This window comes from Streptomyces zhihengii, from assembly GCF_016919245.1.
GTDB classification, from domain to species: domain Bacteria; phylum Actinomycetota; class Actinomycetes; order Streptomycetales; family Streptomycetaceae; genus Streptomyces; species Streptomyces zhihengii.
In genome coordinates, this window is sequence record NZ_JAFEJA010000001.1 from 5,824,486 (window position 1) to 5,849,844 (window position 25,359).

The window sequence follows — 25,359 nt, forward strand, 5'->3', positions numbered from 1 at the left end:
CCGGTGCATCGCCTTGATCATGTGCCACGATCGAGGGAACGACCCCCCATCCCCGGGCGGGGTCCCGCTGTACCTGCTGGTGGACCGGGACGCCACCTCCGTCACGGCTCCCTCCGGCGACTATCGGCAGCTGTGCACCCTGCCCTTCGGCAAGCCGCTCCCGCTGCCCGACCCGTTCGGCTTCGACCTGGAGACGTCCGACCTGGTCCGACGCTGCGGGTAGCATGTCCCCCACGGCAGACGAGCCGGGCGGGCGGCCGCGTGGGATCCCGGAAGGGGTCTCCCGAGGAACGTCCGGGCTCCACAGGGCAGGGTGGTGGCTAACGGCCACCCGGGGTGACCCGCGGGACAGTGCCACAGAAAACAGACCGCCGGGGACCTCGGTCCTCGGTAAGGGTGAAACGGTGGTGTAAGAGACCACCAGCGCCTGAGGTGACTCAGGCGGCTAGGTAAACCCCACCCGGAGCAAGGTCAAGAGGGAGCACTCCTTCGCAAGAGGGAGCGCTCCTGCGCGGACGTTCGAGGGCTGCCCGCCCGAGTCCGCGGGTAGACCGCACGAGACCGGCGGCAACGCCGGTCCTAGATGGATGGCCGTCGCCCCGACGACCGCGAGGTCCCGGGGCACAGAACCCGGCGTACAGCCCGACTCGTCTGCCCCGGCCTGCGGCCTGTCTCCGGACAGGCCGCAGATCAGTTCCGCGATCCCCTGTCTCGGCAGCGTCTCTCCGAGAAGACATGATTGTTTGCGCCTTCGGCACCCAACCGGTCGCATTTCCTTCATACTTGACGACTAGTCACTGCCAGAAGGTGTGGGAGCCTTTCGGGGCCAGCCGGAAGTCGAACGGATGGACCGCGCATGGAGACGATCAATGCTGAGAAGGCAGCTGCTGATGCGGAGCCCGTGTTAGCGGCTTTGCAGGCCCGAGGGTATGCGCTCCTCGATGTAGGCGGCGTCGCGCCCGAGTCCCCGCAGGCCCTGGAAGTCCTGGATGCCTTCCTCTCCGCCTTGGCGGACCCGATCCAGGTGTTCGCGCGGTATTCCACCTGGCGCCCCATCGGTGTCGACCTGTCCCGTGAGCCTCACCGGTCGGAGGGCACCGGGCACTCCCCCTTGCACACGGACTTCGTGAACGCCGAAGATCCACCGGAATACGTTCTGCTCTACTGCGCCAGGGCCGACCCCGCCGGCGGCGGTGACAGCCTCGTGGCCCGGGCTCCCCATCGCGACGATTTGCCGCCGGGCGTTGCCGAAGTACTGTCCCGGAAGGTCTATTCGCACGGCCAGGTGACAGATCTGCTGAACGTGGGACGAGACGTCAACCCGTTCGCTGTGCTGGACCCGCAGGGTGGAGCCTTCCGCTACACAGGGCAGCTCCTCGGGAGCTGCGCCGGTGAAGAGTACGAGGCAATTCGCTTTCTGGACGGTCTTCTCCGCGACTCCACCGTGCGGTTGACCCTCCGTGAAGGCCAGGCAATTCTCCTCGATCAGCGCCGAGTCGTCCATGGACGCGGTACGTTGGGAACGGGGCAGGAGTCGATACCGCAGCCCCTTCGCAGACTGTTGTGGCAGAGGTTTGCCCGTCCGCATGCCCCTGAAAGGATGAAGATTCAGACGTGAGCGACGCACGGAGCTCGTTGAGTTCGGATGTCCAGCGCGATGTCGAGACGCTGTGGGACTTCCACGTGAGCGACAGCGGGCGGACCAAGGCGGACTTTCTCATCGTTCTGGGAAGTCATGACACTCGTGTGGCCGACAGGGCTGCCGAGCTGTATCTGGAAGAGGAGGCCGCCCCCGTCATCGTCGTCACCGGCGGAGCGGGAAAGGTCACATCGAAAGAATGGTCGAAGCCGGAGGCTGAGATCTATGCCGAACGGCTGCGACGGGCCGGGGTTCCGCAGGCCGCGATCCTGACCGAGCCGAAGGCCTCCAACACCGGCGAGAATTTCGAGTTCTCCCGGGTTCTCCTGGAAGAGCATGGTGTCCCGTCCGGCTCCGCGATCATCGTGTCCAAGCCCTACATGGCGCAACGGGCGACGGCCACGGCCCGGAAGCGGTGGCCGGCGGTCGACTGGCGCACCAGGCCGCCGAGGACGACGGTGTGGGAGTACCCGACCGACGAAGTGCCCTTGACGAGGATGATCAATCTCATGGTCGGCGACCTGCAGCGACTCAGGGTGTACGCGGAGAAGGGGTTCCAGGCGCCGGTGGAGGTGCCCGAAGCCGTATGGTCCGCCTACGAGCGTCTGGCCGCTGCGGGGTTCGACCAGTTCGTCCTCGACTGAGCCGTGGCATCGCCATGTCCTCTCCACCGCAGAGCCCGGCCGAATCGGCGCGATGGGACTGGGCCGTACCGCTGTTGACCTCGGCGCAGATGCGTGAACGCATCGTGAGCAGCAAGGATTTCGCGGACCAGTTCTTCCTTCTTGAAGCGCGTCGTCTTCGCAAGGTCTACATCTCCACGGGCAATCCGCATCTCGCCTACAGTTGTGGAACGGCCGTCGCGGCCTTCGGTCGAAAAGTCGGCGTCGAGGGATCGGTGGGTCTGGCGCTCATCGAGTCCGGGCTCGCAGAGATGCTCATCTCCGGCGGCACGTCGTCCGCCGACATGTTCAGGGCGGAAAGACATCTTGTCGTCGCGCGTGACCATTTGGAGAAATCGCGCCACACATCCATGGTTTCACAGGCTCTCGGCCAGTGGTACATGCTCATATCGATCTGCTACAAGGCGCGCCGCGGCCCCTACGAGGAGATCCTCCGTGAGGCCGCCGACGATCCCTGGATGGCAACACGTGCGAGCCACGGTGACCGCGTCCCGCCGGCACGTCAGGAGGTCATGCGTCGACAGGATCTCCAGGGGCACATGGAACTGTTGGAAGATGCCTCGACCTACAAGAGCGAGCGGCCTCTGGAGTACTACCGTACGGTCAAACGGGTGGTCGAGTTCCTTGCCAATCGAGGTATGACGGACAGCGTTTCAAGAATCGAGAAGGAGTTCGTCTCCGCCTTCCTGAGAGTCAGTGATCGGACGACTCTCGTCGGAAAGATCTCTTTCGCCAAGAACGTGGCGCAGATCTCCGCGCTCAAGGGGAATCATGACGCTGCCCGCCACATCCTGCGAACGGTTCGGGGCAAGGCAGTGCAGGGCGGGCTGCACGGTCAGATACGGCAACTCGACGGCATCGCCAGGGCTATCGACCAGGGCGACGTCAGGGGCGCCCTCCAGACGTTTCGCGTGTGACAGCGCTTTCCCCGGATTCCACCGGCGCATGTCCGGCCGTTCCCCTTCGCGCCGCACGGCGCAGCTCCTGAAAGGCCAGCACCACGGGAATCCAGGACCTGATCAGTGCTTCGACAGCATCCGAGAGCTTTCCCATCGCGTACACGACGGCAACGACTCCGGCCACGATTCCCAGCACGGTGATGGACATGATGACTCCCCTTCGCTCAACGGATGAGGTCTGCAACCGCAGTTCGTGAACCTGATGTGGTTCAGCTCCGACTATTGCGGCCGCCTCAGGTGTCCGGCGATGCCGTCCGACGAAGTCGGACACCGGCGGTGCGGGAGCGCGGTGGAGGTCCACAGTGCTCCTGCCAGAAAACGGATTCGCCGCAGTCCTTCATCAGGCGTGGCTCCGAGCCGGTCAGCCGTCCATGCGCGCCCTGGCCCGTACGTCCGGCCGGTCGGCCCAGATGGTCAACTCGACGCTGCGAGGTGAGACCCTTCCCCGCACCTGGGAGGACGCTGCCGCGGTGGTAGAGGCCGTTGTCACGGCGGGAGTGCGCGCGTCAGGGTGGTCTGACGCCGCTCAGGTGCGCGATCGCTGCCTGGACGCCTATCGGCGTGAGAACGAGTCACGGGTGTCGGTCCGCAGTGCCCTGCGCCGAGGCGCCGAGGCCGAGCACCGGCTCGACGGAACCTCCTCGTTTCAGGAGACGGGGCGCGGCATCCGGCGTCCCTCCGGCGACCGAGCGGTGAGTGAATGGAGCGCACTGGAGCTCGGGGTGCACCGCTCCATCGCGAGCTTGCCTTCGCACGCCGCCGTGGCTCCGGACACCTGTGCCGCCGGCGCTCCGGTGCCGGAGCAGTCGCAACCGGCCTATGCCGTCCGGGACCACGACCGGATCCTGCGAGCTGTGCTCACCGGCGCCCTGGAAGGGCCGGTGACGGCCTTCCTGGTCGGCGGCTCGTCGACCGGCAAGACACGCAGCGCCGTCGAGGCCGTGCGCGCCGTCATGCCGGACTGGCGGCTGGTCTTCCCCACGACGGCACGGAGCCTGCGGAGTTTCCTGGAGGCGGAACCGGAGCCCACGCGGACGGTGATCTGGCTGGACGAACTGCAGATGCACCTGGACGGCCCGGCGGGCGAGCAGGCGGCTGCTGCGCTGCGTGAACTTCATCAGTACTTCCGCGGCCCGGTCGCCGTGGTGGGAACCATCTGGCCGCGCTTCTGGCGACAACTGGTCGGCGAGCCCAAGGTCGCCGTACGCGACAAGCACCAGCAGGCGCGGCGACTTCTGCGGTCCGTCCATCGGGTCAATGTCCCCGGAGCTCTTACCGACCGCGAGTTGAGGCATGTACGCCAACTTGCCCGAAAGGACTCCCGCATCCGGGCGGCGCTGTCCGCCGCCGGCGACACAGGGGCTCTCGTGCAGAACCTCGCGGGCGGGCCGGCGCTCATCGAAGCCTACGAGGACAACGACGCTCCTGTGCGCGCTGTGCTGACGGCGGCCATGGACCTGTGGCGCCTGGGGTACAGGAGCCCGATCCCGCAGCACGTGCTGGAGATCGCGGCATCCGGCTACTTCCCCGAACGGCAGGCCCCGCCCGGGCCGCGTTGGTTCGCCGCTGCCCTCGGGCCGGCCTGCGAGGCGGTCAAGGGTGCCATCGCGCCGCTGGACCTCGTCGACGACGGCGAGCAATCCTGCTATCGGCTGGCCGACTACCTGGCTCAGCACGGCTATCAGCTTCTGCACGGAAGGTCCCCGGCGGCGGCGTTGTGGGACGCACTCGCCCGGACACCGCCGCCGGCGGAGGACGCCGCCCGACTCGCCTCCGCGGCGTCTTCCCGCGGCTACTACCGGTACGCGGATCTCCTGTGGGGACGACTCGCTTCCACCGGGGATACCGCGGCCATGCGGAGGTTGGCCGAGTTGTGCGTACAACTCGACCGCGGCAGCGAGGCGGCCGCGTGGTGGCAGCGCGCCGCGGCCGCAGGTGACCGAGAGGCGGAGTCACAGCTGGGCGGGACAGCCGACGAGGAGGCTGAGGACACCGGGCGCATCGATGGGCGAACCACGGACGAGGGCGATGAAAGCGATGAAAGCGAGGAGGGCGATGAGGGCGATGAGGGCGAGAACTGGCTGGCCCGAGTGCTCGAGGACAGCGGCCAGAACATGGCGCTGGCGGAATGGCACGTACATACCGACCGCCAAAGGGCGGAGCGTTCCTCCGCCGAACCAGGGGTCCCGAACCCGACCGACGGGACCCCGCTCGGTTCGCTGCCGCCCGATGCGCCAATCGGTCGGTCACCCGCGGGCGAAGGTGCCTGGCACCTGCCGTTCGTGACGGAGCTGCTCGACAACTCGTCCGAGGGCGCCGAGCTCGAACGGGCCTGGGTGTCCGCCCTCACGGCGGGGGACGACGCCGCGGTCCTGTCGCTGATGGAACAGCTGGGCCCCCTGGTGGCAGAACGCATGACTGCCCGGGAGGCCCAGTTGCGGATGGCGGCACGTACGGGTGCGCCGGCCGATCTGTGGGCCCTGGCCGGTCTTCTGGAGGGCACGGGGCGCGTCGAGGAGGCCGAGGCGATCTGGCAGAGGGCGGCGGAGTCCGGCGACGCCGAGGCGATGTGGCGGTTGGCCGACCTCATGGTGAAGGCCGATCGCCTGAGTGAGGCACGCGGGTGGTGGCGACGAGCGGCGGACACCGACAGTGACACCGGCATGATGGTCCGCCTCGTCTCCCTCCTGCGCCGAGCCGGCCTCACCCAGGACGCGGATCGCCTCACCCGCTACGGCCGCGACGCAGACGGGCGCCCGGCGGCCCCGTGGTACGACTGACCGGCCTGACGCTCCGGGGATACGGGCCTCGCGGGGCCACCACCGTGTGTCCGTGGTCCGTCACGAGGTGTGGAGCGTCTGGCGTGGCGCGGCCGGGGTAGGCGGCGAGTACAGATGCCGGGTCCGGTGAGCGGGGCCCGCTGGAGATCCGACAGGTGGAACCGTGACGAGTACATGTGACGAACAGAGATCCACGGCCCCGGCCGCCTCCCTTGTTGAGCGGAAGCAGCGGATGCGGCGGCGGCTGGAGCGGCTGATCGGGATCGCCGCCACCGAGGGGAACGCGCTGCTGCCGCTGCGCAACGGGGACGAGATCTTCGCCGCGATGCTGGACAGCATCCGCGCGGCGGAGCACACCGTGGACATGATGACGTTCGTGTACTGGCGCGGGGAGATCGCCCGCCTGTTCGCGGAGGCGCTCGCCGACCGCGCCCGGGACGGGGTGCGGGTGCGGCTGCTGCTGGACGGCTTCGGCAGCCGGCTGATCGAGCCGGATCTGCTGGATCTGATGGACCGGGCCGGCGTCGAGGTGGCCTGGTTCCGCAAGCCCCTGTACCTGTCGCCGCTCAAGCAGAACCACCGGTGCCACCGCAAGGTGCTCGTGGTGGACGAGGAGGTGGCCTACACCGGCGGGGTGGGGATCGCCGAGGAGTGGTGCGGCGACGCCCGGAACGCCAACGAGTGGCGGGACACCCATGTCCAGGTCCGCGGGCCCGCGGTCGACGGCATCGCCGCCGCGTTCGCGCAGAACTGGGCGGAGTGCCACGACTGCCTCTTCGACGACCGGGACCGCTTCATCGTCCACGAACCGCAGGGTGACGCGATCGTCCAGGTCGTCCGCGGGTCGGCCAGCTTCGGCTGGCAGGACATGCAGACCCTGATACGGGTCATGCTCGAATCCGCGCAGGAGCGCTTCCGGCTGGCCACCGCCTACTTCGCCCCCGACCAGTACTTCATCGACCTGCTGTGCGCGACGGCCCGGCGCGGTGTCGAGGTGGAGATCCTGCTGCCCGGCCCCCACACCGACAAGCGGGTCTGCCAGCTCGCCGGCCAGAACCACTACGAGGAGCTCCTCTCCTGCGGTGTGCGCATCCACCAGTACCAGCCGACGATGATGCACGCCAAGGTCATCACGGTGGACCGGATCGCCGCGCTCACCGGCTCCACCAACTTCAACCGGCGCTCCCTCGACCACGACGAAGAGGTCATGCTCGCGGTCCTCGACGAGGAGTTCACCGCCACCCTCGACCGCCACTTCGACGAGGACGTCCGGGCGAGCGAGCTGATGGTGCCCGGCCGCTGGAAGCGGCGCCCCGTCGGCCAGCGGCTGGCCGAGCTGTCGGTCGCCCCCATCCGGCGCTTCCTGTGACCGGCCGGGGGCCGGAGGGGGCGCAGCGCGGCCGCGCCGCGCGAGTCGGCACCCCGGACACGTGAACGTCCCCGAGCAGGGCACACGTTGAGTCAAGTGATCATCACGGCGCCCCGATGGGGCGTCCGAGGAGGGGGTGACCGCCGCGTATGACCGTACCCATCCGACGGCCACGGCCGGTGACGGCACGACGGGCCTTCAGTCTCCGGCAGACGGTGCTGTTCTTCGCGCTGATCGCGACGGCGCTGTGCGGGGCCGCGCTCACACTGAAACTCATGGCCGGAGCGGTCGGCGACAACCCGGTGACGGGGGTGCTCGTGGCCGGTGCGGTGGTCGCCGCGGCGGCCTGGCTGCGCAAGGCGCGCCGCCGCCGTGCCGCGGCCCGTCTCGCCGGATCGCTGGTGGAGGCCACCTACCGGGCGGCCGAACTCCCCCTGCGGGAGCCCGCGCCGGCCGTAGCCGGGACGGCGGGGGTCCTCCCCGGCGAGCCCGAGCCGACGAGGATCCTCCCCGGGGCGGGGGACGTGCTCGTGGAGCCGCGGGAGGAGTTCGCGGAGCCCCGGGAGGTGTTCGCCGAGCCGGGAGACGTGCTCGCGGAGCCCGGAGTGGTGCTGGACGACCCGGGGCCGGAGACCTTCGAGGCCGCCGACTACGGCGCCATGGACGCCCTCGCCTTCGAGCACGCCGTGGCGGCCCTGTGCGAACGGGACGGCTGCACCGACGTGGAGGTCGTCGGCGGTGCCGGTGACCTGGGGGCGGACGTCCTCGCGACCGCCCCGGACGGCCGGCGCGTGGTCGTCCAGTGCAAGCGCTACGGCCCCGTGAACAAGGTCGGCTCCCAGGAGGTGCAGCGCTTCGGGGGCACCTGTTTCGCCGTGCACGAGGCGCAGGTCGCGGTCGTCGTGACCACGGGGGAGTTCACCGGGCCCGCCGCCGACTACGCCGCGCAGTGCGGCATCCGGTGCGTGGACCACGCGGGCCTGGTCGCCTGGACCGAGGGCACCGGCCCCGCGCCGTGGGACGAGCCGGTGCCGGAGCCCGGCTGAGGGGACGGGGGCCGGGGCGGACCGGTGTCGGAGCCAGGCTGAGGTGTAGGGGCGGCGCCCGGGGCGTGCCGGGTGCCGGGTGACGATACGTGCGGGGGTGCCGCGGCTCAGGCGGAGGACGTCCCCAGGTCGTACCGCTCCTTGAGCAGTTCCAGATGCATCCAGCTCTCGACCTCCCGCACCCCCGGCAGGGCCCGCAGGGAGTCGAGGGTGGCCCGTACCGCGCCGAGCGATTCCGCGGAGACGGTGCCGACCAGTTCCGCGCGGCCCAGGCAGGCCGAGAGGAACGTGACGCGCTCCCAGCCGGCGAGTTCGGCCGCCACCGGCTCGCGGTCGCCGGTGAGCCGGACGGCGAAGCCGCACAGATAGCCGAGGCCCAGCACCTCGGGCCGCACCAGCGCCAGCACCTTCACCACACCGCCGTCCAGCAGGCGCAGCGTCCGGGAGCGGGTGGCGCCGGGGGAGAGGCCGACGCGTTCGGCGAGGTCGGCGAAGGGCAGCCGTCCGTCGCGCTCCAGTTCGGCGAGGATCCGCCGGTCCGTCCCGTCCAGTTCGCCCGCCGACGGGCTCCGGGTGAGCAGATACGGGTCCTTGAGGTGCCGCACGCCGGTCAGCGGGTCCAGTGCCGCCACACCGGGCAGGGCGCGCACCCGCGCGATCGCGGTGTCCAGCGCGTCGAACCCCTCCGTGCGCAGCTCGGCCATCACGGCGTGACGGCCGGCGATCAGGGAGACGAAGGGCGCCTCGCGCATCGCCGCGATCCGGCGCGCGACCTCCTCGGCCGGTCCGTCGGTGCCGACCGACAGATGGGCGGACGCCGTCAGTCCGCGCACCTCGGGGTGGACCACGGCGACGACCCGCACGGCGCCCGATTCGAGCAGCCGCTGCACGCGGGCCCGCGTCGCCGGCCGGGACAGGCCCACCCGCTGGGCGAGGGTCTCATAGGCGAGGCGGCCGTCGGTCTGCAGTTCGCGGACGACGGCCAGGTCGATGCGGTCCAGATCCACCTGGCGATCCCCTCGGGTCGGCGGCCCGTCCTGCGCGCGTCCGCGCCCGGGTCCGGTGACATTCTCGGTCACCGCGCGCGGGGGCGGGTGCGAAGGTGATCGGCGTCACGGACGTACGCCTGGACAGGGATGGACAGATGGATGAAGCGGATCGTAAGTTCACCTTGTCATTGACCGACGAATCGTCTGCCGAGGCTTGTATGACCCAGCCCATCGCCGTGTTCACGGACACCGAGGACCTCGACCCGGAGCCCGGTGCACGGCTGCTCGCCGACGCGGGCTTCGAGGTGCGGGTCGCCGGCAGCCGGGACCCGGACGTCATCGCCGCCGCGTCCGCCGGCGCCACCGCGCTGGTCGTCGGCTACGCACGCCTCGACGCGGCGCTGCTCGACCGGCTGCCGGAGCTGCGGATCGTCGCCACCATGTCCGCGGGCCACGACATGGTCGACACCGCCGAGGCCCGGCGGCGCGGACTGTGGGTCGCCAACCTCCCCGACGCCGCCACGGAGGACGTCGCCGTCCACGCCCTCGCCGCGTCGCTCTCCCTGGTGCGGCGGCTGCCGCAGGCGGACGCCGTCGTCAGGTCCGGCGGCTGGAGCGAGGACTTCACCGCCGCCGAACTCCCGCGCAGGGCGAGCGACCTCACCCTCGGCCTCGTGGGCCTGGGCCGGATCGCGCGGCAGTTCGCAGCGCTCGCCGCCCCGGTCTTCGGCCGGGTCGCGGCCCACGACCCGCACGCGGACCGGGCCGGCTGGCCTGCCGGTGTGGAGCGGTACGACGACCTCGGGGACCTCGCCGCCGCGTCGGACGTGCTGTCGCTGCACGTGCCGCTCACCCCCGGCACCCGGGGCATGGCGGACGCCGGGCTGTTCGCGCGGATGCGCCCCGGGTCGTTCCTGGTGAACGTCTCCCGCGGCGGACTCGTCGACGCCCCCGCCCTGCTGGACGCCCTCGGCTCCGGGCGGCTGACGGGGGCCGCCCTCGACGTCCTCCCCGTCGAGCCGCCGGCCGCGGACGACCCGCTGCGCGCCCATCCGCGGATCCAGCTCTCCCCGCACAGTGCCTATCTGAGCGACACCTCGCGCCGCTCCTACGTCCGCGGCCCGGCGGAGAACATCGTCGCCTGGCACCGCACCGGCCGGCCTCTGACGCCCGTCGTCGACCCGACCGCGACGCGCCCCGCGGCCCCGGCCGCATCCACCACCGCACCCACCGAAGGGGCCGTCGCATGACCGCCGCACCCACCGCCGGAGCCGTCCCTGCCGGAGCCGTGTCCGCCGGAGCCGTCCCTGCCGGAGCCGTCCCTGCCGGAGCCGTCCCTGCCGGAGCCGTGTCCGCCGAGGCGGCCGCCGCCGAGGAACTGCGCCTGCGGCGCGAACTCGCCGCCGTCTACCGGCTCGTGGCCCACTTCCGGATGACGGACCTCATCTTCACCCACATCTCGCAGCGGCTGCCCGGCCCCGAGCACCACTTCCTGATCAACCCCTACGGGCTCCTCTTCGAGGAGATCACCGCGTCGAACCTCGTCAAGATCGACCTGGACGGCAACGCGGTCGAGCCCTCCCCGTACCCGGTCAACCCGGCCGGCTTCGTCATCCACAGCGCCATCCACGCGGCCCGCCCCGACGCCCACTGCGTCCTGCACACCCACACGAAGGCGGGCTGCGCGGTCGCCGCGCAGCAGGGCGGGCTGCTGCCGCTGAACCAGATGTCCATGGAGTTCCACAACCGGGTCGGCTACCACGACTACGAGGGCGTCGCGCTCAACCTCGACGAACAGGCCCGTCTCGTCGCCGACATCGGCACCCACCCGGCGCTGATCCTGCGCAACCACGGGCTGCTGACGGTCGGCGGGAGCGCGGCGCAGGCGTTCCTGCGCATGTACTACCTGGAGAAGGCCTGCGAGATCCAGGTCACCGCCCAGGCGGGCGGGGCGGCGCTGGTGGTCCCGCCGGATGAGGTGTGCGAGTACACGGCACGCCAGCTCGCGGGCGAGGCGGACGCCGACTTCCAGGACGACGACGCCTACGACCTCGCGTGGGCGGCGATGCTGCGGCTGCTCGACCGGATCGCCCCCGACTACAAGGACTGATCCGCCCCGGGGGCGCCCGGCCACGGGGCCGGTCGGCCACGGGCCAGGCTCGCGCCGGGACCGGTCGGCCCCGGGAGCCCCGGGTCCGGCCGGCCACGGGTCCGGGCCGTCCGGCGGCCGACGGCCCGGGAGCCGCCCCCCGGCCCGGGGAGCGGTCCCCGCTCCGTGACGCCCGGCGGGCGCCGCCCGGTGCGCGGGCCGGCGCCCGTCCGCCTCAGCCCCGCCCGATGTACGGCATGTTCGTCGCCAGGACCGTCGCGAACTGCACGTTCGCCTCCGGCGGCAGCTCCGCCATGTGCCGCACCGTGCGGGCCACGTCGCCGACGTCCATCACCGGCTCCGGGGCCAGGTCGCCGTTCGCCTGCCGGACGCCCGAGCGCATGGCCTGCGTCATGTCGGTGGCCGCGTTGCCGATGTCGATCTGGCCGCAGGCGATCCCGTACGGCCGCCCGTCCAGGGAGATCGACTTCGTCAGCCCCGTCAGCGCGTGCTTGGTCGCCGTGTACGGCGCCGAGTCGGGCCGGGGCGTGTGGGCCGAGATCGAGCCGTTGTTGATGATCCGCCCGCCCCGCGGGTCCTGGTCCCTCATCTGCCGGAACGCCGCCTGCGCGCACAGGAACGCGCCCGTCAGGTTGACGTCGACCACCTTGCGCCACGCCGCGTAGGGCAGATCGGCGAAGCCGATGCCGCCGGGCCCGAACGTGCCCGCGTTGTTGAACAGCAGGTCCACCCGGCCCCAGCGCTCCCGGACGGCCCCGAACAGGGCGCCCACCGCGTCCGGTTCGGTCACGTCCGCGGGCACGCACAGGGTGTCCGCGCTGGCGCCGGCCAGCGCCGCCGTCTCCTCCAGGGCCCCGGCCCGGCGGCCGGCCAGCGCGACCGACCAGCCGGCGGCCGCCAGCTCCAGCGCGACACTCCGGCCGATGCCCGAGCCGGCACCCGTCACCACCGCGATCCTGCGTACGTCGTCCATGGTCGCGCAGCGTACGCGCAGGGGGCGGGTGCGGAACTCATCCGACCGCCATGCGGATGTCGGACCACGGACAACAAGGATTCGCCGCCGGCCACTCCCATGTACGTCGGACAACAGCCGCCAGGGGAGGGCCGCATGACACCCGCACAGCCGCACCACACCGCAGAACTCAGAGCCGCCGCCAAGCACCAGCTCGGCCGCCGCTCCTTCCTCACCGCCACCTCCGCAGCCGCCGCGCTGGCCTTCAGCGTCGGGCTGCCCGGCACCGCGCACGCCGCGGAGGCCGACGCCCGCCGGATCGGCGCCGATCCGTTCACCCTCGGTGTCGCGTCCGGCGACCCCGGGCCCTCCTCCGTGGTGCTGTGGACCCGCCTCGCGCCCAGCCCCTACGAGCCGGGCAGCGGACTGCCCCGGTCCCGCTACACCGTCCGCTGGGAGCTCGCGCACGACGCGCGCTTCACCCGGATCGTGCGGCGCGGCAGTGCCACCGCGCACCCCGAGTTCGACCACAGCGTCCACGTGGACGTCACCGGCCTCGACGCCGACCGCGTCTACCACTACCGCTTCCGCGCCGGGAACTGGATCAGCCCGGTGGGCCGCACCCGGACCGCGCCCGCCCGGCGTGCCCGGATCAGCGAGCTGAAGCTGGCAGCCGTCTCCTGCCAGGCGTACCACGACGGCTATTTCACCGCCTACCGGCACCTCGCCGACGAGGACCTCGACGTCGTCCTCCATCTCGGCGACTACCTCTACGAGTACGCCGTCACCGCCACCGGCGGCGCCCGCGCCTACACCGACCGCCGGCTGCCCGCCCACTACAACCGCGAGACGGTCACGCTGGAGGACTACCGGCTGCGCTACGGCCTCTACAAGTCCGACCCGGACCTGATGGCCGCGCACGCCGCCCACCCGTTCGTCGTCACCTGGGACGACCACGAGACCGAGAACAACTACGCGGGCGAGATCCCCGAGAACGACGTGCCGCCGGAGGAGTTCCTGCTCCGCCGGGCCGCCGCGTACCGGGCCTACTGGGAGAACCAGCCCCTGCGCACCCCGCAGCGGCCCACCGGCCCCGACATGCGGCTGTACCGGCGGCTGCAGTTCGGGCGCCTCGCGCAGTTCGACGTGCTCGACACCCGCCAGTACCGCTCGGACCAGGCGTACGGCGACAAGGCCCACGTCCCCGGCCCCGAGTCCGAGGACCCCTCGCGCACCATGCTCGGGGCCGCGCAGGAGCGGTGGCTCACCGACGGGTGGCAGGCGTCCGGCGCCACCTGGAACGTGGTGCCGCAGCAGGTCAACTTCTCGCAGCGCAGGCTCGACCTGAACGTGCCGGCCAAGGTGGGCATGGACGCCTGGGACGGCTACCCGGCGGCCCGGGAGCGCTTCCTGGACGGGGCCGAGGCCGCGGGCGTGGAGAACCTGCTGGTGCTCACCGGCGACGTGCACGTCGCCTACGCCTACGACATCAAGCGCGACTGGGACACCCCCGGCGCCCGGGTCGTCGGCACCGAGATCGTCGCCACCTCCGTCTCCAGCGGCAAGGACGGCGCCGAGCGGCCGGCCACCTGGGAGACGTACACCCGCGCCAACCCGCACCTGAAGTTCTACGACGGGCGGCGCGGCTATGTGACCGTCACCCTCGACGAGCGGCAGGCCCGGGCCGACTTCCGGACGCTGGACGTCGTCACCAGGCCGGGCGGATCGCTCTCCACGGCGGCCTCGTTCGTCACCGCGGCGGGCGAGCCGGGGCTGCGCCAGGTCTGAGACGGCGGGGGAGCCGGGACCGGGGGTGGGTGCGGTCCGGCGCGGGGGCCGGGACCGGGGGTGGGTGCGGTCCGGCGCGGGGGCCGGGGCCCGGGGGTGGGTGCGGTCCGGCGCGGGGGCCGGGGCCCGGGGCCACACGTCCCCGGACCCGGGCCCGGGTGCCGGGCCCGGGCCCGGGCCCGGGTGCCGGGTGCCGGGTCCCGGCGGCGGACCACCCGCCTCCGGACCACCCCCGCACCGGGTCCGCCTCCGGACCACCCCCGCACCGGGTCCGCCTCCGGACCACCCCCGCACCCGGTCCGCCTCAGGACCACCTCCGCACCCGGTCCGCCTCAGGCGCCCTGGGCCTCGCCCGGGAAGCGGACGCCGACGCGCTCGCGCACGGCGTCGAGCGTCCGCATCACGGCGAGGGTGCCCTCCAGCGGCACCAGCGGCGACTCGGTCTCACCCGCGCGCAGCGCGCGCATCACCTCCGCCGCCTCGTGCTCCAGGGAGTCGCGCCGCCCGTCGAAGCGGAACTCCTCCGGCTCCGCGCCCGAGCGGTGGAGCACGAAGAGCTCCGGGAAGAAGAAGCCGTCCGGGACGTCGATCCGCCCCTCGGTGCCCGTCACCGAAGCGGTCACCGGGGTGCCCGCGGTGATGGAGCAGCTCAGCAGCGCGGTGGCACCGCCGTCCCAGCCGAGCAGCATCCCGGTGTTGAGGTCGACGCCCTCGTCGGACAGCAGCGCGTCCGCCTGGACGCGGTCGGGCTCGCCGAGCAGCAACTGCGCGAAGGAGACCGGGTAGACGCCCAGGTCCAGCAGCGCCCCGCCGCCGAGCGCGGGATCGCGCAGCCGGTGGTCCGGCTCGAACGGGCCGGCCAGGCCGAAGTCCGCCTGCACGGTGCGGACCTCACCGACGGCGCCCTCCCGCACCAGCGCGGCGATCTTCCGGACGGCCGGGTGGCAGTACATCCACATGGCCTCCATCAGGAAGGTGCCGCGCGAGCGGGCCAGGGCGACGAGCTCGGCCGCCTCGGCCGCGTTCAGCGTGAACGGCTTCTCGCACAGCACCGGCTTCCCGGCCTCCAGGCAGAGCCCGGCCGCGGCCCGGTGCGCCGAGTGCGGGGTCGCCACGTAGACCACGTCGACGTCCTCGTCGGCGGCGAGCGCTGCCCAGTCGCCGTAGGCGCGGGCGATGCCGTGGCGGTCCGCGAAGGTCTTCGCGGACGCCTCGCTGCGCCCGGCGACGGCGACCACCTCCGCGTCCGGCATCGCGAGCAGGTCCTCGGTGAACCGGGCGGCCATCCCGCCGGTCGCCAGCACGCCCCAGCGCACCGGCCGGTCCGCCGGCAGGGCCGCGGACGCGGGTGCCGCGGTCTCGGGTCGCACGGTGTCGTTCATCGCGGGAGCCCCCAAAAGGCGAAGGCGTCGCGGCGGCTCGTGACGGCGTCACGGCGGCGACGACGCCACATGGATTCGATCAAGCGGACGAGCTGAGATCATAGTTGTTGAAACCAGGAACAGGAGCTGTCGATGCCGGAAACCGGCCAGAGCAAGCAAGGACCCGTCCCTCAGGCCGTCTCCCCGGTCGTCCCCTCAGCCCTTCCGCAGGCGCCGCCCGCCGGCCCCGTCGCGGCCGCGCGCCGGGCGGGACTGCTCGTCACCCTGGTCCTCGGCGGGCTCACCGCCATGCCGCCGCTCTCCATGGACATGTACCTCCCGGCGCTGCCCGCGGTGACCGACTCGCTGAGCGCACCCGCCGCCACCGTGCAGCTCACGCTCACCGCGTGCCTCGCGGGCATGGCGCTCGGCCAGCTCGTCGTCGGGCCCATGAGCGACCGGTGGGGGCGGCGCAGGCCGCTGCTCGCCGGGATGGTCGTCTACGTCGTCGCCACCGCGCTGTGCGCCGTCGCCCCGAACGTCGAACTGCTCATCGCCTTCCGGCTGCTCCAGGGCCTGGCCGGTGCCGCCGGCATCGTGATCGCCCGCGCGATGGTCCGCGACCTGTACGACGGCGTGGAGATGGCCCGCTTCTTCTCGACGCTGATGCTGATATCCGGGGCCGCCCCGGTGGTCGCCCCGCTGATCGGCGGCCAGGTGCTGCGGATCACCGACTGGCGGGGCATCTTCGTCGTGCTGACCGTCGTCGGCATCCTGCTCACCCTGGTCGTCGTGAAGTGGCTCGGGGAGACGCTGCCGCCCGGAAAGCGCCACTCGGGCGGTGTCCGCGAGGCGCTGCACACCATGCGGACCCTGCTCGCCGACCGGGTGTTCACCGGCTACATGCTGGCCGGCGGCCTCGCCTTCGCGGCCCTCTTCGCGTACATCTCCGCCTCGCCGTTCGTGGTGCAGGAGATCTACGGCGCCTCGCCGCAGACGTTCAGCCTGCTCTTCGGCGTCAACTCCATCGGGCTGATCGTGGTCGGCCAGATCAACGGCAAGGTGCTCGTCGGGCGGGTCAGCCTGGACAAGGCGCTCGGCTTCGGCCTGGCGGTGATCACCCTGGCGGCGACCGCGCTGCTGCTGATGACCTCGGGGGTGTTCGGCGACGTCGGCCTGTTCCCCGTGGCCGCCGGACTGTTCGTGCTGATGTCGGCGATGGGCCTGGCCATGCCGAACACCAACGCGATGGCGCTGCTGCGGACCCCGCACGCGGCCGGCTCGGCGTCCGCGCTGCTCGGCACGTCCTCGTTCCTGATCGGCGCCGTCGCCTCGCCGCTCGTCGGTATCGCGGGGGAGCGGACGGCGGTGCCGATGGCGGTGGTGCAGCTCGTGTGCGCGCTGGCGGCGATGGCCTGCTTCGCGGGGCTGTGCCGCCCCTGGCAGCAGCGCCAGCGGATCATCTGACACCCCGCCAGGGGATCTCCGGCACGGGACGCCCCGCCCGGGGATCTCGGGCCGGGGACCTCGGGCAGGGGACGTCGGACCGGGGACGTCGGGCAGGGCTTCCCGGCCGGCCCGGCGCGGGTCAGTCGCGGCGGGGGTGGCCCAGCAGGTGCCGCCGGTCCTGCGGGTCCGTCCAGAGGAAGAGGCCGGTGTCCGCGACCTCGGCGTCCGGCACCCGCACATTGGCCGGCAGCGCCTCGGGCTCGGCGAGCGCCAGGTCCACCGCCAGCGGCAGCCCCGTCCCGGGCACCGTGCCCGAGGAGCCGTACGCGACGCCCTCGTCGGTCACGGTGGTCAGGGTGAGCGCCGGGGTGCCGTCCTCCGCCTCGAAGCAGTGCCCCTTGCCGAGGCCCAGGTCGAACGCCATGCTGCCCGCGACGAGATGGCCGCCCGCCGGCGAGCGCACGGCCTCGGGGAACGTCCCCGGTTCGATCTCCGGCTTGTGGCAGCGCACCGCCACCAGCGCCTTGCCCGACGACGTGTCGTGCACCGCCCAGATGTCATGGGTGGCGGCCTGCCGGTCCCCGCGGGCGGGCCGCCAGCGGGCCAGGACGTAGCCGTCGGTCACCGAGACCGGCACCCCGGAGGCCGCGTCGGCGCCGCGCGGGGCGACGGAGGCGCTCGACCAGCCGCCGCGCACCCAGAAGCCGGGGGAGCCGCTCACCAGCAGACCCTTGTCGGTGACCGCGCGGACCTCGGTGAGCCGGCGGCATCCCGCGCACCCCCGGGGCGGGCGCAGGTCCTTCGGCGCGACGGTGGAGACCGCGCCGGTCAGCGGGTCGACCACCGCGCTGCGGGTGCCGCCGTCGGTGATCAGCACGCCGGGGCCGGTGCCGGAGACGGACGGCGCGGACGGCCAGGGGACCTCGACCCGCTGCCGGGCTCCGTCGGACGCCGCGTACAGGTCGACGACGACGGCCGTGCCGGAGCCCGCGTCCGGGCCGCCGGACTTCCCGAACGACCAGACGGCGAAGTACTCCACGCCGTCCCGGGTGACGTCCAGCAGCCGGGGCCGCCCCGGTGCCGCCGCCGCCGGCCGCACGGCGGGCCCCGCCCAGCCGCGCCTGCCGGTCTCCGCGTCCAGGGTGCGCAGCCGGTAGCGGTCCGTCCCGGCGGCCTCCAGATGGGCGACGGTGCCGAGCCCGCCGGCGACGGCCCAGTCGCCGACGACGTCCTTCGCCTCCCAGCCGCGCGAGGTGTCGTAGGCGGCCGGGGCGTTGACGGGGGCCGGGGTGCCCGACGCGGACGGCGGGGCCGCCGGGGAGGCGGTGGGCTCGCGCCCGCCCTCGCCGTCGTCGGCCGTCCCGCCTCCGCCGCACATGGACAGCAGGAGCAGCAGGGCGAGCACGGCCACCCCGCCCACCAGGGCGAGGCGCACCACGCGCTGTCTCATGGTCCCCCCAGAGCCGTGCTGCCTCACGGTGCGTGTGCGGCGAGGGCCGTCAGCGTAGCAACAGGCCCGGCGGCGGGGGCGGTTGAACGCGGGGAGCGGGAGCGGGCAGTGGGGCGGCGGGAGTTGGGGGCGGGGGTGGGGAGCAGGGCCGGAGTCCGGAGCGCCGCCGCCGGTGCGCCGGTGCCGCCCGTGCCGGCGGTGGGTCAGCTCGCCGTCGCGGGGGCGGTGGCCGCGGCGGGGCGCCCGCTCATCACCCGGTACATGCCGATCGAGTCGTGCGCGGTGACCTCGGCGAAGCCGAACTTCTCGTAGAGGAAGCGCGCGGGGCCGTCCGCGATCAGCGAGACGTAGGCGGTGGCGGGCGCGCGGCGGTCGAGTTCCGCGGTGAGCGCGGCCATGACGCGGCGGCCGAGGCCGCGTCCCTGGTGCGCGGGATGCACGCAGATGTCGACGATCTGGAAGGCGGTGCCGCCGTCGCCGATGACCCGTCCCATGCCGATGGGTTCGCCGCGGTGCCGCAGGACCACGCCGTACCAGGTGTTCCGCAGGGCGGGGGCGACGGCCTCGGGGGCCTTGTCCGAGAGCCCGGCATCGGTGCGCAGCCGCCGGAACACCTCGACGGAGGGCACGCCCTCGATCAGGTCGTAAGGGTCGTGAGAGTCATTCATGTGTTACACGGTAGCGTCCCGGGCGGGGTCCGGGCCATGCGTAGGGGCGGGTCGGCAGGCCCTAGACTTCTCCGGTGAACGCCTCCGCCCCCATCGCCGAGACCCTGCGCGGCACCCTTGCCGGGCTGCTGGACGGGCTGCCGCCCACGCGGGCCGCACAGGCCGTCGAGCGGCTGATCGCGAGCTACCGGGGCACCACCCCGACCGACGCCCCCGTGCTGCGCGACCGGTCCGACGTCGTCGCCTACGCCGCCTACCGGATGCCCGCGACCTTCGAGGCGGTCCGCTCCGCGCTGGCCGCACTCCGTGCCGCCGCCCCCGACTTCTCGCCCGCCACCCACACCGACGTCGGCGGCGGCACGGGCGCGGCGAGCTGGGCGGTGGCCGACGCCTTCGGCGCGCCCCCGGCGACCACGGTGCTGGACTGGGCCGAACCGGCGCTGGCGCTCGGGCGTGAACTGGCGCTCGCCTCCAAGGTCCCGTCGCTGGGCGCCGCCGACTGGCGCCGCGCGCGGATCGGATCGGCGCTCCGGATCGAGAGCACCGATCTCGTGACGGTGTCCTACGTGCTCAAGGAGCTCACCCCCGCCGACCGCTCCGCCCTGGTCGCCGAGGCCGCCCGGGCCGCGCAGGCCGTCGTGGTCGTCGAGCCCGGCACCCCCGACGGGTACGAGCGGATCATCGCGGCCCGCGACGCCCTCGTCGGCGCCGGGCTCACCGTCGCCGCCCCCTGCCCCCACAGCGGCGCCTGCCCCATCGAGCCGGGCTCCGACTGGTGCCACTTCTCCGCCCGGGTCTCCCGCTCCTCCCTGCACCGGCAGATCAAGCAGGGCTCGCTGGCCTACGAGGACGAGAAGTTCAGCTACGTCGCCGCCGTCCGCTTCCCGGTCGCGCCCGTCGCCGCCCGGGTCACCCGCAAGCCCCAGACCCGCAAGGGCATGGTGCTCCTCGACCTGTGCGCCGAGACCGGCGGTCTCGGCCGGGAGACGGTGACCAAGCGGCACGGCGCGCTCTACCGGGCCGCCCGCGACACCGCCTGGGGCGACGCCTGGCCGCCTCCCGCCGAGGACGCCGACTGACGGCGCCGGGCCCCCGCGCCCCGGGCTGACACCTTCGGCCCCCGCGCCCCGGACTGACCGAGACGTCTCGTCTCCCCGCTTGCTAGATTGGCCGCCATGACCGAGGCCAAGGCACCCGACTCCTCCCGGCGCAGCGAACGCTCCCGCCGCGCGATCTACGACGCCGCGCTCGCCCTCGTCGGCGAGGCCGGCTACGGCCGCACGACCATCGAGGGCATCGCCTCCCGCGCGGGGGTGGGCAAGCAGACCATCTACCGCTGGTGGCCCTCGAAGGCGGCCGTCCTGATGGAGGCCTTCCTCGACCTCGCCGAGCAGGCCGCCGCCGAGGCCGGGGCGGACGGCGCTGCCGAGTACGCGATCCCGGACACCGGCGACCTCCGGACCGATCTGCGCCGGGTGCTGCGCGCCACCGTCGACGAGATGAACAGCCCCGCGTACGACGCCCCGGCCCGCGCGCTGGCCGCCGAGGGCGTGCTCGACGCCGAGCTCGGCGCGCAGTTCGTCGAGAAGCTCCTCGAACCGCAGCTCCAGCTCTACGTCGACCGGCTGCGCGCCGCCGAGGCCGCCGGGCAGGTCAGGACCGGGCTGGACGCGCGGATCGCCCTGGAGCTCTTCGTCGGACCGCTCACCCACCGCTGGCTGCTGCGCACCCTGCCGCTCACCCACGCCTACGCGGACACCGTCGTCGACTACGCGGTCGACGGCCTCGCCCCCCGCCCCTGAGCCTCGTCCCTGAGCCCCGTGCCCGACCCGCGCCTCAGCCCGCGCCCACCCCCGCCTTCCGTCCCTGAGCCCCGTGCCCGACCCGCGCGGAGGCCGTGCGGAGCCCGCCCCGGGCGGGGCGCGCCCCCCTGCGCCGAGGGGCTGCCACCGTGCGCCCCCGCGCGCCGGGAACAGAAGGCCGGGGGCCCCGGTTGGGGACTGTGTCCACCGGCAGCGCAGGATGGTGGGACGATGGCAGTGTCCGGCACGGGCGAGCACGAGGTGTGAGGGGATAGATGGGCGACGGTATCGGCCGCTTCCGCGGCACGGACGGCAGGACTTCCCGGGAGAGCAGGCTGGCCCAGTGGCTGCGCCGCCGGACGGGGACCGCGGACACGCAGGCGGAGGACTCGCGGCGCGAGGATCTGCTCCTGGCCGCCGCCGCCGTCGGGCTGCCGCTGGCCCCCGCCGCCCACCCGGTCGGATTCCGCTGTTCCTGTGAGCGCATCGGCTGTCCGACACCCGCGACGCATCCGGTGTCGTTCGCCTGGCAGACGCAGTCGACCACCGACCGCTCCCAGATCGAGCGCTGGGCCCGCAACCAGCCCGAGGCCAACTTCATCACCGCGACCGGCATGATCCACGACGTCCTGGACGTTCCGCTGGAGGCCGGTCGCAGTGCTCTCGACCGCCTGCTGGAGAAGGGTGTGGACGTCGGCCCGGTCGCCGAGTACGACGCCACCGGCGAGCAGGCGCGGATGCTGTTCTTCACCGCGACCCGCGGCACCCCGGAGGACGAGGACGAGTGGTGGCCGTGCGAGCTGGACTGCCACCCCGAGACCATGGACGAGCACCCCGGGCTGCGCTGGCACTGCCGGGGCAGCTACGTCCTCGTCCCGCCCGCCCGGCTGCCGGGTGACGGCGACCGGCACGTCGCCTGGCTGCGCGGGGTGGAGCATCCGCTGCCCGACCCGCTGACCCTGCTGGAGACGCTGACCGACGCCTGCGCCCGGTACGCGGATGAGCGGGAGCACACCGACCACCACGAGCCCGCCTGGCCGCTGGGCCGCTGAGCCGGCCCGGCCGGGCGCGGTCCACCCGGGCCCCGGCTCCGGCAGCCCGGCTCCGGCGGCCCGGACGCGACTGCCCGGACACCGCGGCCCGGGTACGGCCTAGGAGCCCTTGGCCGAGGTGAGCCCGGCCATCCTGCCGAGTATGTCGGACTGCCCGCCGCCGCCTGCCGGGACGGACACGAGCTGGCTGGAGACCCGCTCCTTGGTGAGCGTCGTCTTCACCTCGCCCGTGAGCAGCGCCTTCACGTCCGGGACGACCTTGAGCTGCACGCCCGGCGCGGCGGTCTGGCGTTCGAAGTTCTTCACCGCGAAGAAGACCAGCGCCCCGCCGTCCTGCTGGACGAGTCCGAGCGGCGCGAAGGTGCCCGAGTCCAGCGCGTGGTCGATGTACTGGGTGGACAGCCCGGGCAGCGAGGTGTTCTTCGCCCGGGTCTGGCGCCAGCCCGTGGTGTGGGGGCCCGCCTTGAAGTGCTCCGGGCTGCCGTCCTGGAGGTAGGAGGCGTAGTCCTTGCTCAGGTCGCGCGGGGCGACGGCGAGCTTCGCGTCGTCCGGGGCGACGGCCTCGGCCCAGCCGTCCGCGTCCCGCTTGAACGCGGGGATCCGGTCCGGGGCCAGGATCGTCAGGTAGGCGGCCTTCCAGGTGTCCTCGACCCCGGTGCGGACGAACACCAGCAGCCAGCGGTTGTCGAGCTGGCCGCTGTTGTCCCGGTCGCGGTTGGAGTCGGTGTCGGCGAGGAACCAGCGGGGCCAGCCCGCCTTCTTGGGGATGACGAACCGGGCGTCCGTCAGCTCCAGCGGCACGTGCTGCGGGTTGCCGTCGGGGTAGTTGGTCCCCCGCGCCTTCAGCCCGGCCTGGTTGACGGCCCCGAGGGCGCCGGTCACGTGGTCGGCGTCGAGGGCCGGATCGTACGCCTTGTCGGCCTCGTTGTACGCCGCCGTGAACTCCTCGAGCGCCTTCGCGGCCTCCGCCTCGGTCGCCGTCGGGACGACCTCCCGCTCCCCGTGCACGGTCACGCACGCGCTCGCCGTCAGGGACAGCACCACTGTCGCCGCGAGCCCCGCCGCCGCCCGACCAAGCCTTCTCATCGGTTGCCTTCTGCTCCTCGCCCCGCACTGACCGTTGGAACCCTACCGGTGCCCGGGGCGGGCCGGGTGCCGGGACCGGCCACAGCGTCCACACCGTGACCTGCCGGGCGCCGGTGGCCCGTTCACGGGTGCGGCCGGGGCGCCGCCGCGCTCACGGGGAGCGCAGCGGCAGGACCAGCGGGACTCCGGTGCGCGGGTGCGGCAGCACCTCGACGGGCTGCCGGTAGACGCGGTCCAGCAGTTCGGGGCCGAGCACCTCGGCGGGCGGCCCGTCGGCGGCGACCCGGCCGTCGTGGAGCACCGCGATCCGGTCGGCGCAGGCCGCCGCCAGGGAGAGGTCGTGCAGCACGACGACGACGGCGTCCCCGGCGTCCGCCCGCTCCCGGCAGATGCGCAGCACCAGTTCCTGATGGCGCAGGTCGAGCGCGGCGGTCGGCTCGTCGAGCAGCAGCAGCCGCACCCGCTGGGCCAGCACCCGGGCCAGCGCCACCCGGGCCCGTTCGCCGCCGGACAGCGCGGAGAAGGTCCGCCCGGCGAACTCCGTCACCTCGGTCGCCGCCATGGCCGCGGCGACGGCGGCGTCGTCCTCGTCCTCGGCGGGGGTGCCGTGCCAGGGGGCGCGGCCCATCCGCACCACCTCGGCCACCCCGAACGGGAAGGAGAGGTTCGCGGACTGCGGCAGTACGGCCCGCCGCAGGGCGAGTTCGGCGGCGGACCAGGCGCGGGCGTCCCGGCCCGCGATCCGCACCGTGCCGCCGGCGGCCGGCTCGTCGCCCGCCAGGACCGACAACAGGGTGGACTTGCCCGCCCCGTTGGGGCCGACCAGCGCGAGCACCTCGCCGGCGCGCACCGCGAGCGAGGCGCCGCGCAGCACCGGCCGGCCGCCGAGGGACAGCCGTACGCCGTCCGCCTCGGCCGCGGCCCCGCCGGCCTCGGCGGGCCCCGGGAGTTCGCGGGCACGGCGGCGGGAGAAGGGGAGTGTCAGCATGGGGGCCTTCCCTCGGACGGGGCCGCGGTCACCGCGGCGGAGTGTGCCGGGCGGAGGACGGGGCTCATGCCCAGCCTCCCTGCCTGCGCCGGGTCCTGCGCAGGAGCCAGAAGAAGAACGGGCTGCCGAACAGGGCCGTCAGCACACCGAGCGGCAGCTCCGCCGGGGCGGCGGCGGTCCGTGCCGCGAGGTCGCCGGCCGCGAGGACGACGGCGCCGCCGAGCGCGCTGCCGGGGACGAGGAACCGGTGGCCCGGCCCGTTCGCCATGCGCAGCAGATGGGGCACCAGCAGGCCCACGAAGGTGATGATGCCGGCGACGGCGACGGCTGCCGCGGTGAGCAGCGCCACCACCAGAATGAGCACCATGCGCAGCCGCTCCACGTCCACGCCCAGGTGGCGCGCGGGGCGTTCGCCGAGTGCGAGGAGGTCCAGCTTGCGCGCGTAGAAGGGCGCGACGAGCAGACCGAGGAGCGCGAACGGCAGGACGGCGAGCACCTTGGGCCAGGTCGCCTGGGAGAGCGAGCCGAGCTGCCAGAAGGTGATCTCGGTGATCTGCGCGTTGTCCGCGAAGAAGATGGACAGGCCGATCAGGGCGCCCGCGAAGGCGTTGACGGCGATGCCCGTGAGGATCAGGGTGACCACCTCGGTGCGGCCGCCCGAGCGGGACAGCGCGTAGACGAGGAGGACGGTCGCCAGGCCGGAGACGAACGCGCAGGCGGTGACGGTCCAGGTGCCGAAGAAGGAGAGCCCGAGGGCGATGGCGCCGACCGCGCCGACGGCCGCGCCGGAGGAGATGCCGATGACGCCCGGTTCGGCGAGCGGGTTGCCGAACACGCCCTGCATCAGGGCGCCGGCGCAGCCGAGGGACGCGCCGACGAGCAGCGCGAGGACGACCCGGGGGAAGCGCACGTTCCACAGCACGCTCTCCCCGACCCGGTCGAGCGCGTGCCCGCCGAGGCCGATCCGGTTGCCGATGGACGCGAGGATGTCGCCGAGCGGGATCTCGTACGCGCCGACCCCGGCGGAGACCAGCGACACGAGGGCGAGGGCGACCACCAGCCCGGCGGTCAGCGCCCAGCCGGCCCCGCGCGGCGCCCGTGCCCGCCCGTCCGTCTTCGCCGCGGACTGCCTCGCGGCCTTCGCCGCGAACTGCCCTGCGGCCATCTCCGCGGCCTTCTCCGCCGGGC

22 protein-coding genes, 1 other RNA gene and 1 pseudogene are annotated in these 25,359 nt (G+C 73.3%); 15 read left to right on the forward strand and 9 right to left on the reverse strand.

Features of this window, described 5'->3' with window-relative positions:
- Positions 1-55: 55 nt before the first annotated feature.
- The 5 genes and pseudogenes from JE024_RS24740 to JE024_RS24760 all read left to right on the forward strand — a co-directional run.
- A pseudogene (locus JE024_RS24740) lies at positions 56-223 on the forward strand (Uma2 family endonuclease); the annotation flags it as partial.
- An 18-nt stretch (positions 224-241) separates the two neighbouring features.
- Positions 242-654: RNase P RNA component class A (gene rnpB / locus JE024_RS24745), an RNA gene on the forward strand.
- A 202-nt stretch (positions 655-856) separates the two neighbouring features.
- Positions 857-1,618, forward strand: coding sequence for a TauD/TfdA family dioxygenase (locus JE024_RS24750; RefSeq protein ID WP_205375690.1), 762 nt, complete (start codon positions 857-859; stop codon positions 1,616-1,618).
- Complete coding sequence (locus JE024_RS24755) at positions 1,615-2,283, forward strand: YdcF family protein (RefSeq protein ID WP_205375691.1); 669 nt, start codon at positions 1,615-1,617, stop codon at positions 2,281-2,283. The genes JE024_RS24750 and JE024_RS24755 overlap by 4 nt, the downstream gene beginning before the upstream one ends.
- A 14-nt stretch (positions 2,284-2,297) precedes the next feature.
- Positions 2,298-3,239: a hypothetical protein gene (locus tag JE024_RS24760; RefSeq protein ID WP_205375692.1), complete on the forward strand. Its 942-nt coding sequence runs from the start codon at positions 2,298-2,300 to the stop codon at positions 3,237-3,239.
- On the opposite strand, the gene JE024_RS24765 is transcribed toward JE024_RS24760, so the two are convergent.
- Positions 3,208-3,429, reverse strand: a complete 222-nt coding sequence (locus JE024_RS24765) for a hypothetical protein (protein ID WP_205375693.1) — start codon at positions 3,427-3,429, stop codon at positions 3,208-3,210. The two genes, JE024_RS24760 and JE024_RS24765, sit on opposite strands and share 32 nt — an antisense overlap.
- Before the next feature lie 262 nt (positions 3,430-3,691).
- Between JE024_RS24765 and JE024_RS24770 the strand changes: the two genes are divergently transcribed.
- The 3 genes from JE024_RS24770 to JE024_RS24780 all read left to right on the forward strand — a co-directional run bounded on the left by JE024_RS24770 (position 3,692) and on the right by JE024_RS24780 (position 8,476).
- Positions 3,692-6,061, forward strand: a complete 2,370-nt coding sequence (locus tag JE024_RS24770; protein ID WP_205375694.1) for a sel1 repeat family protein — start codon at positions 3,692-3,694, stop codon at positions 6,059-6,061.
- Between the two features lie 232 nt (positions 6,062-6,293).
- Positions 6,294-7,430 carry a phospholipase D-like domain-containing protein gene (locus JE024_RS24775; protein ID WP_205376711.1) on the forward strand — a complete coding sequence of 379 codons (1,137 nt, stop codon included), beginning with the start codon at positions 6,294-6,296 and terminating at the stop codon, positions 7,428-7,430.
- A 149-nt stretch (positions 7,431-7,579) separates the two neighbouring features.
- Positions 7,580-8,476, forward strand: coding sequence for a restriction endonuclease (locus JE024_RS24780; RefSeq protein WP_205375695.1), 897 nt, complete (start codon positions 7,580-7,582; stop codon positions 8,474-8,476).
- Between the two features lie 107 nt (positions 8,477-8,583).
- Here the strand turns inward: JE024_RS24780 and JE024_RS24785 are convergent, their stop codons facing one another.
- Positions 8,584-9,483, reverse strand: a complete 900-nt coding sequence (locus JE024_RS24785; RefSeq protein ID WP_205375696.1) for an Lrp/AsnC family transcriptional regulator — start codon at positions 9,481-9,483, stop codon at positions 8,584-8,586.
- A 200-nt stretch (positions 9,484-9,683) separates the two neighbouring features.
- On the opposite strand from JE024_RS24785, the gene JE024_RS24790 reads away from it, so the two are divergent.
- Together JE024_RS24790 and JE024_RS24795 are read left to right on the forward strand one after the other, a co-directional pair.
- Positions 9,684-10,715: a C-terminal binding protein gene (locus JE024_RS24790; protein WP_205375697.1), complete on the forward strand. Its 1,032-nt coding sequence runs from the start codon at positions 9,684-9,686 to the stop codon at positions 10,713-10,715.
- On the forward strand, positions 10,712-11,575 hold the full coding sequence (locus JE024_RS24795) for a class II aldolase/adducin family protein (RefSeq protein ID WP_244883061.1): 864 nt from the start codon (positions 10,712-10,714) through the stop codon (positions 11,573-11,575). Before JE024_RS24790 ends, JE024_RS24795 begins: the two co-directional genes overlap by 4 nt.
- A gap of 214 nt (positions 11,576-11,789) precedes the next feature.
- Here the strand turns inward: JE024_RS24795 and JE024_RS24800 are convergent, their stop codons facing one another.
- Positions 11,790-12,548: an SDR family oxidoreductase gene (locus JE024_RS24800; RefSeq protein ID WP_205375698.1), complete on the reverse strand. Its 759-nt coding sequence runs from the start codon at positions 12,546-12,548 to the stop codon at positions 11,790-11,792.
- Positions 12,549-12,683: 135 nt separating this feature from the next.
- Between JE024_RS24800 and JE024_RS24805 the strand changes: the two genes are divergently transcribed.
- Entirely contained in the window at positions 12,684-14,315 is a 1,632-nt protein-coding gene (locus tag JE024_RS24805; RefSeq protein ID WP_205375699.1) for an alkaline phosphatase D family protein, read from the forward strand.
- 332 nt (positions 14,316-14,647) lie between these two features.
- On the opposite strand, the gene JE024_RS24810 is transcribed toward JE024_RS24805, so the two are convergent.
- Positions 14,648-15,697, reverse strand: a complete 1,050-nt coding sequence (locus JE024_RS24810) for a Gfo/Idh/MocA family protein (RefSeq protein ID WP_205375700.1) — start codon at positions 15,695-15,697, stop codon at positions 14,648-14,650.
- A 132-nt stretch (positions 15,698-15,829) separates the two neighbouring features.
- On the opposite strand from JE024_RS24810, the gene JE024_RS24815 reads away from it, so the two are divergent.
- Positions 15,830-17,143 (forward strand): multidrug effflux MFS transporter, encoded by a 1,314-nt coding sequence (locus JE024_RS24815; RefSeq protein ID WP_205375701.1) that lies wholly within the window; start codon positions 15,830-15,832, stop codon positions 17,141-17,143.
- 121 nt (positions 17,144-17,264) lie between these two features.
- Here JE024_RS24815 and JE024_RS24820 read toward each other — a convergent pair whose 3' ends face one another.
- Both JE024_RS24820 and JE024_RS24825 read right to left on the reverse strand, forming a co-directional pair.
- Complete coding sequence (locus JE024_RS24820; RefSeq protein ID WP_205375702.1) at positions 17,265-18,575, reverse strand: hypothetical protein; 1,311 nt, start codon at positions 18,573-18,575, stop codon at positions 17,265-17,267.
- 203 nt (positions 18,576-18,778) lie between these two features.
- Complete coding sequence (locus JE024_RS24825; protein WP_205375703.1) at positions 18,779-19,243, reverse strand: GNAT family N-acetyltransferase; 465 nt, start codon at positions 19,241-19,243, stop codon at positions 18,779-18,781.
- 74 nt (positions 19,244-19,317) lie between these two features.
- Between JE024_RS24825 and JE024_RS24830 the strand changes: the two genes are divergently transcribed.
- From JE024_RS24830 to JE024_RS24840, 3 genes are all read left to right on the forward strand, one after another.
- Positions 19,318-20,322 (forward strand): small ribosomal subunit Rsm22 family protein, encoded by a 1,005-nt coding sequence (locus JE024_RS24830; RefSeq protein ID WP_205375704.1) that lies wholly within the window; start codon positions 19,318-19,320, stop codon positions 20,320-20,322.
- Between the two features lie 96 nt (positions 20,323-20,418).
- On the forward strand, positions 20,419-21,045 hold the full coding sequence (locus tag JE024_RS24835; protein WP_205375705.1) for a TetR/AcrR family transcriptional regulator: 627 nt from the start codon (positions 20,419-20,421) through the stop codon (positions 21,043-21,045).
- 275 nt (positions 21,046-21,320) lie between these two features.
- The gene (locus tag JE024_RS24840; RefSeq protein WP_205375706.1) at positions 21,321-22,097 is read left to right on the forward strand and encodes a bifunctional DNA primase/polymerase; all 777 of its coding nucleotides are present in this window, start codon (positions 21,321-21,323) and stop codon (positions 22,095-22,097) included.
- A 99-nt stretch (positions 22,098-22,196) separates the two neighbouring features.
- Here the strand turns inward: JE024_RS24840 and JE024_RS24845 are convergent, their stop codons facing one another.
- The 3 genes from JE024_RS24845 to JE024_RS24855 form a co-directional block, all read right to left on the reverse strand.
- On the reverse strand, positions 22,197-23,183 hold the full coding sequence (locus JE024_RS24845) for an SCO2278 family lipoprotein (RefSeq protein ID WP_205375707.1): 987 nt from the start codon (positions 23,181-23,183) through the stop codon (positions 22,197-22,199).
- A 151-nt stretch (positions 23,184-23,334) separates the two neighbouring features.
- Positions 23,335-24,171: a heme ABC transporter ATP-binding protein gene (locus JE024_RS24850; RefSeq protein WP_205375708.1), complete on the reverse strand. Its 837-nt coding sequence runs from the start codon at positions 24,169-24,171 to the stop codon at positions 23,335-23,337.
- Positions 24,172-24,235: 64 nt separating this feature from the next.
- Positions 24,236-25,336, reverse strand: coding sequence for a FecCD family ABC transporter permease (locus JE024_RS24855; protein WP_205376713.1), 1,101 nt, complete (start codon positions 25,334-25,336; stop codon positions 24,236-24,238).
- Between the last annotated feature and the right edge of the window lie 23 nt (positions 25,337-25,359).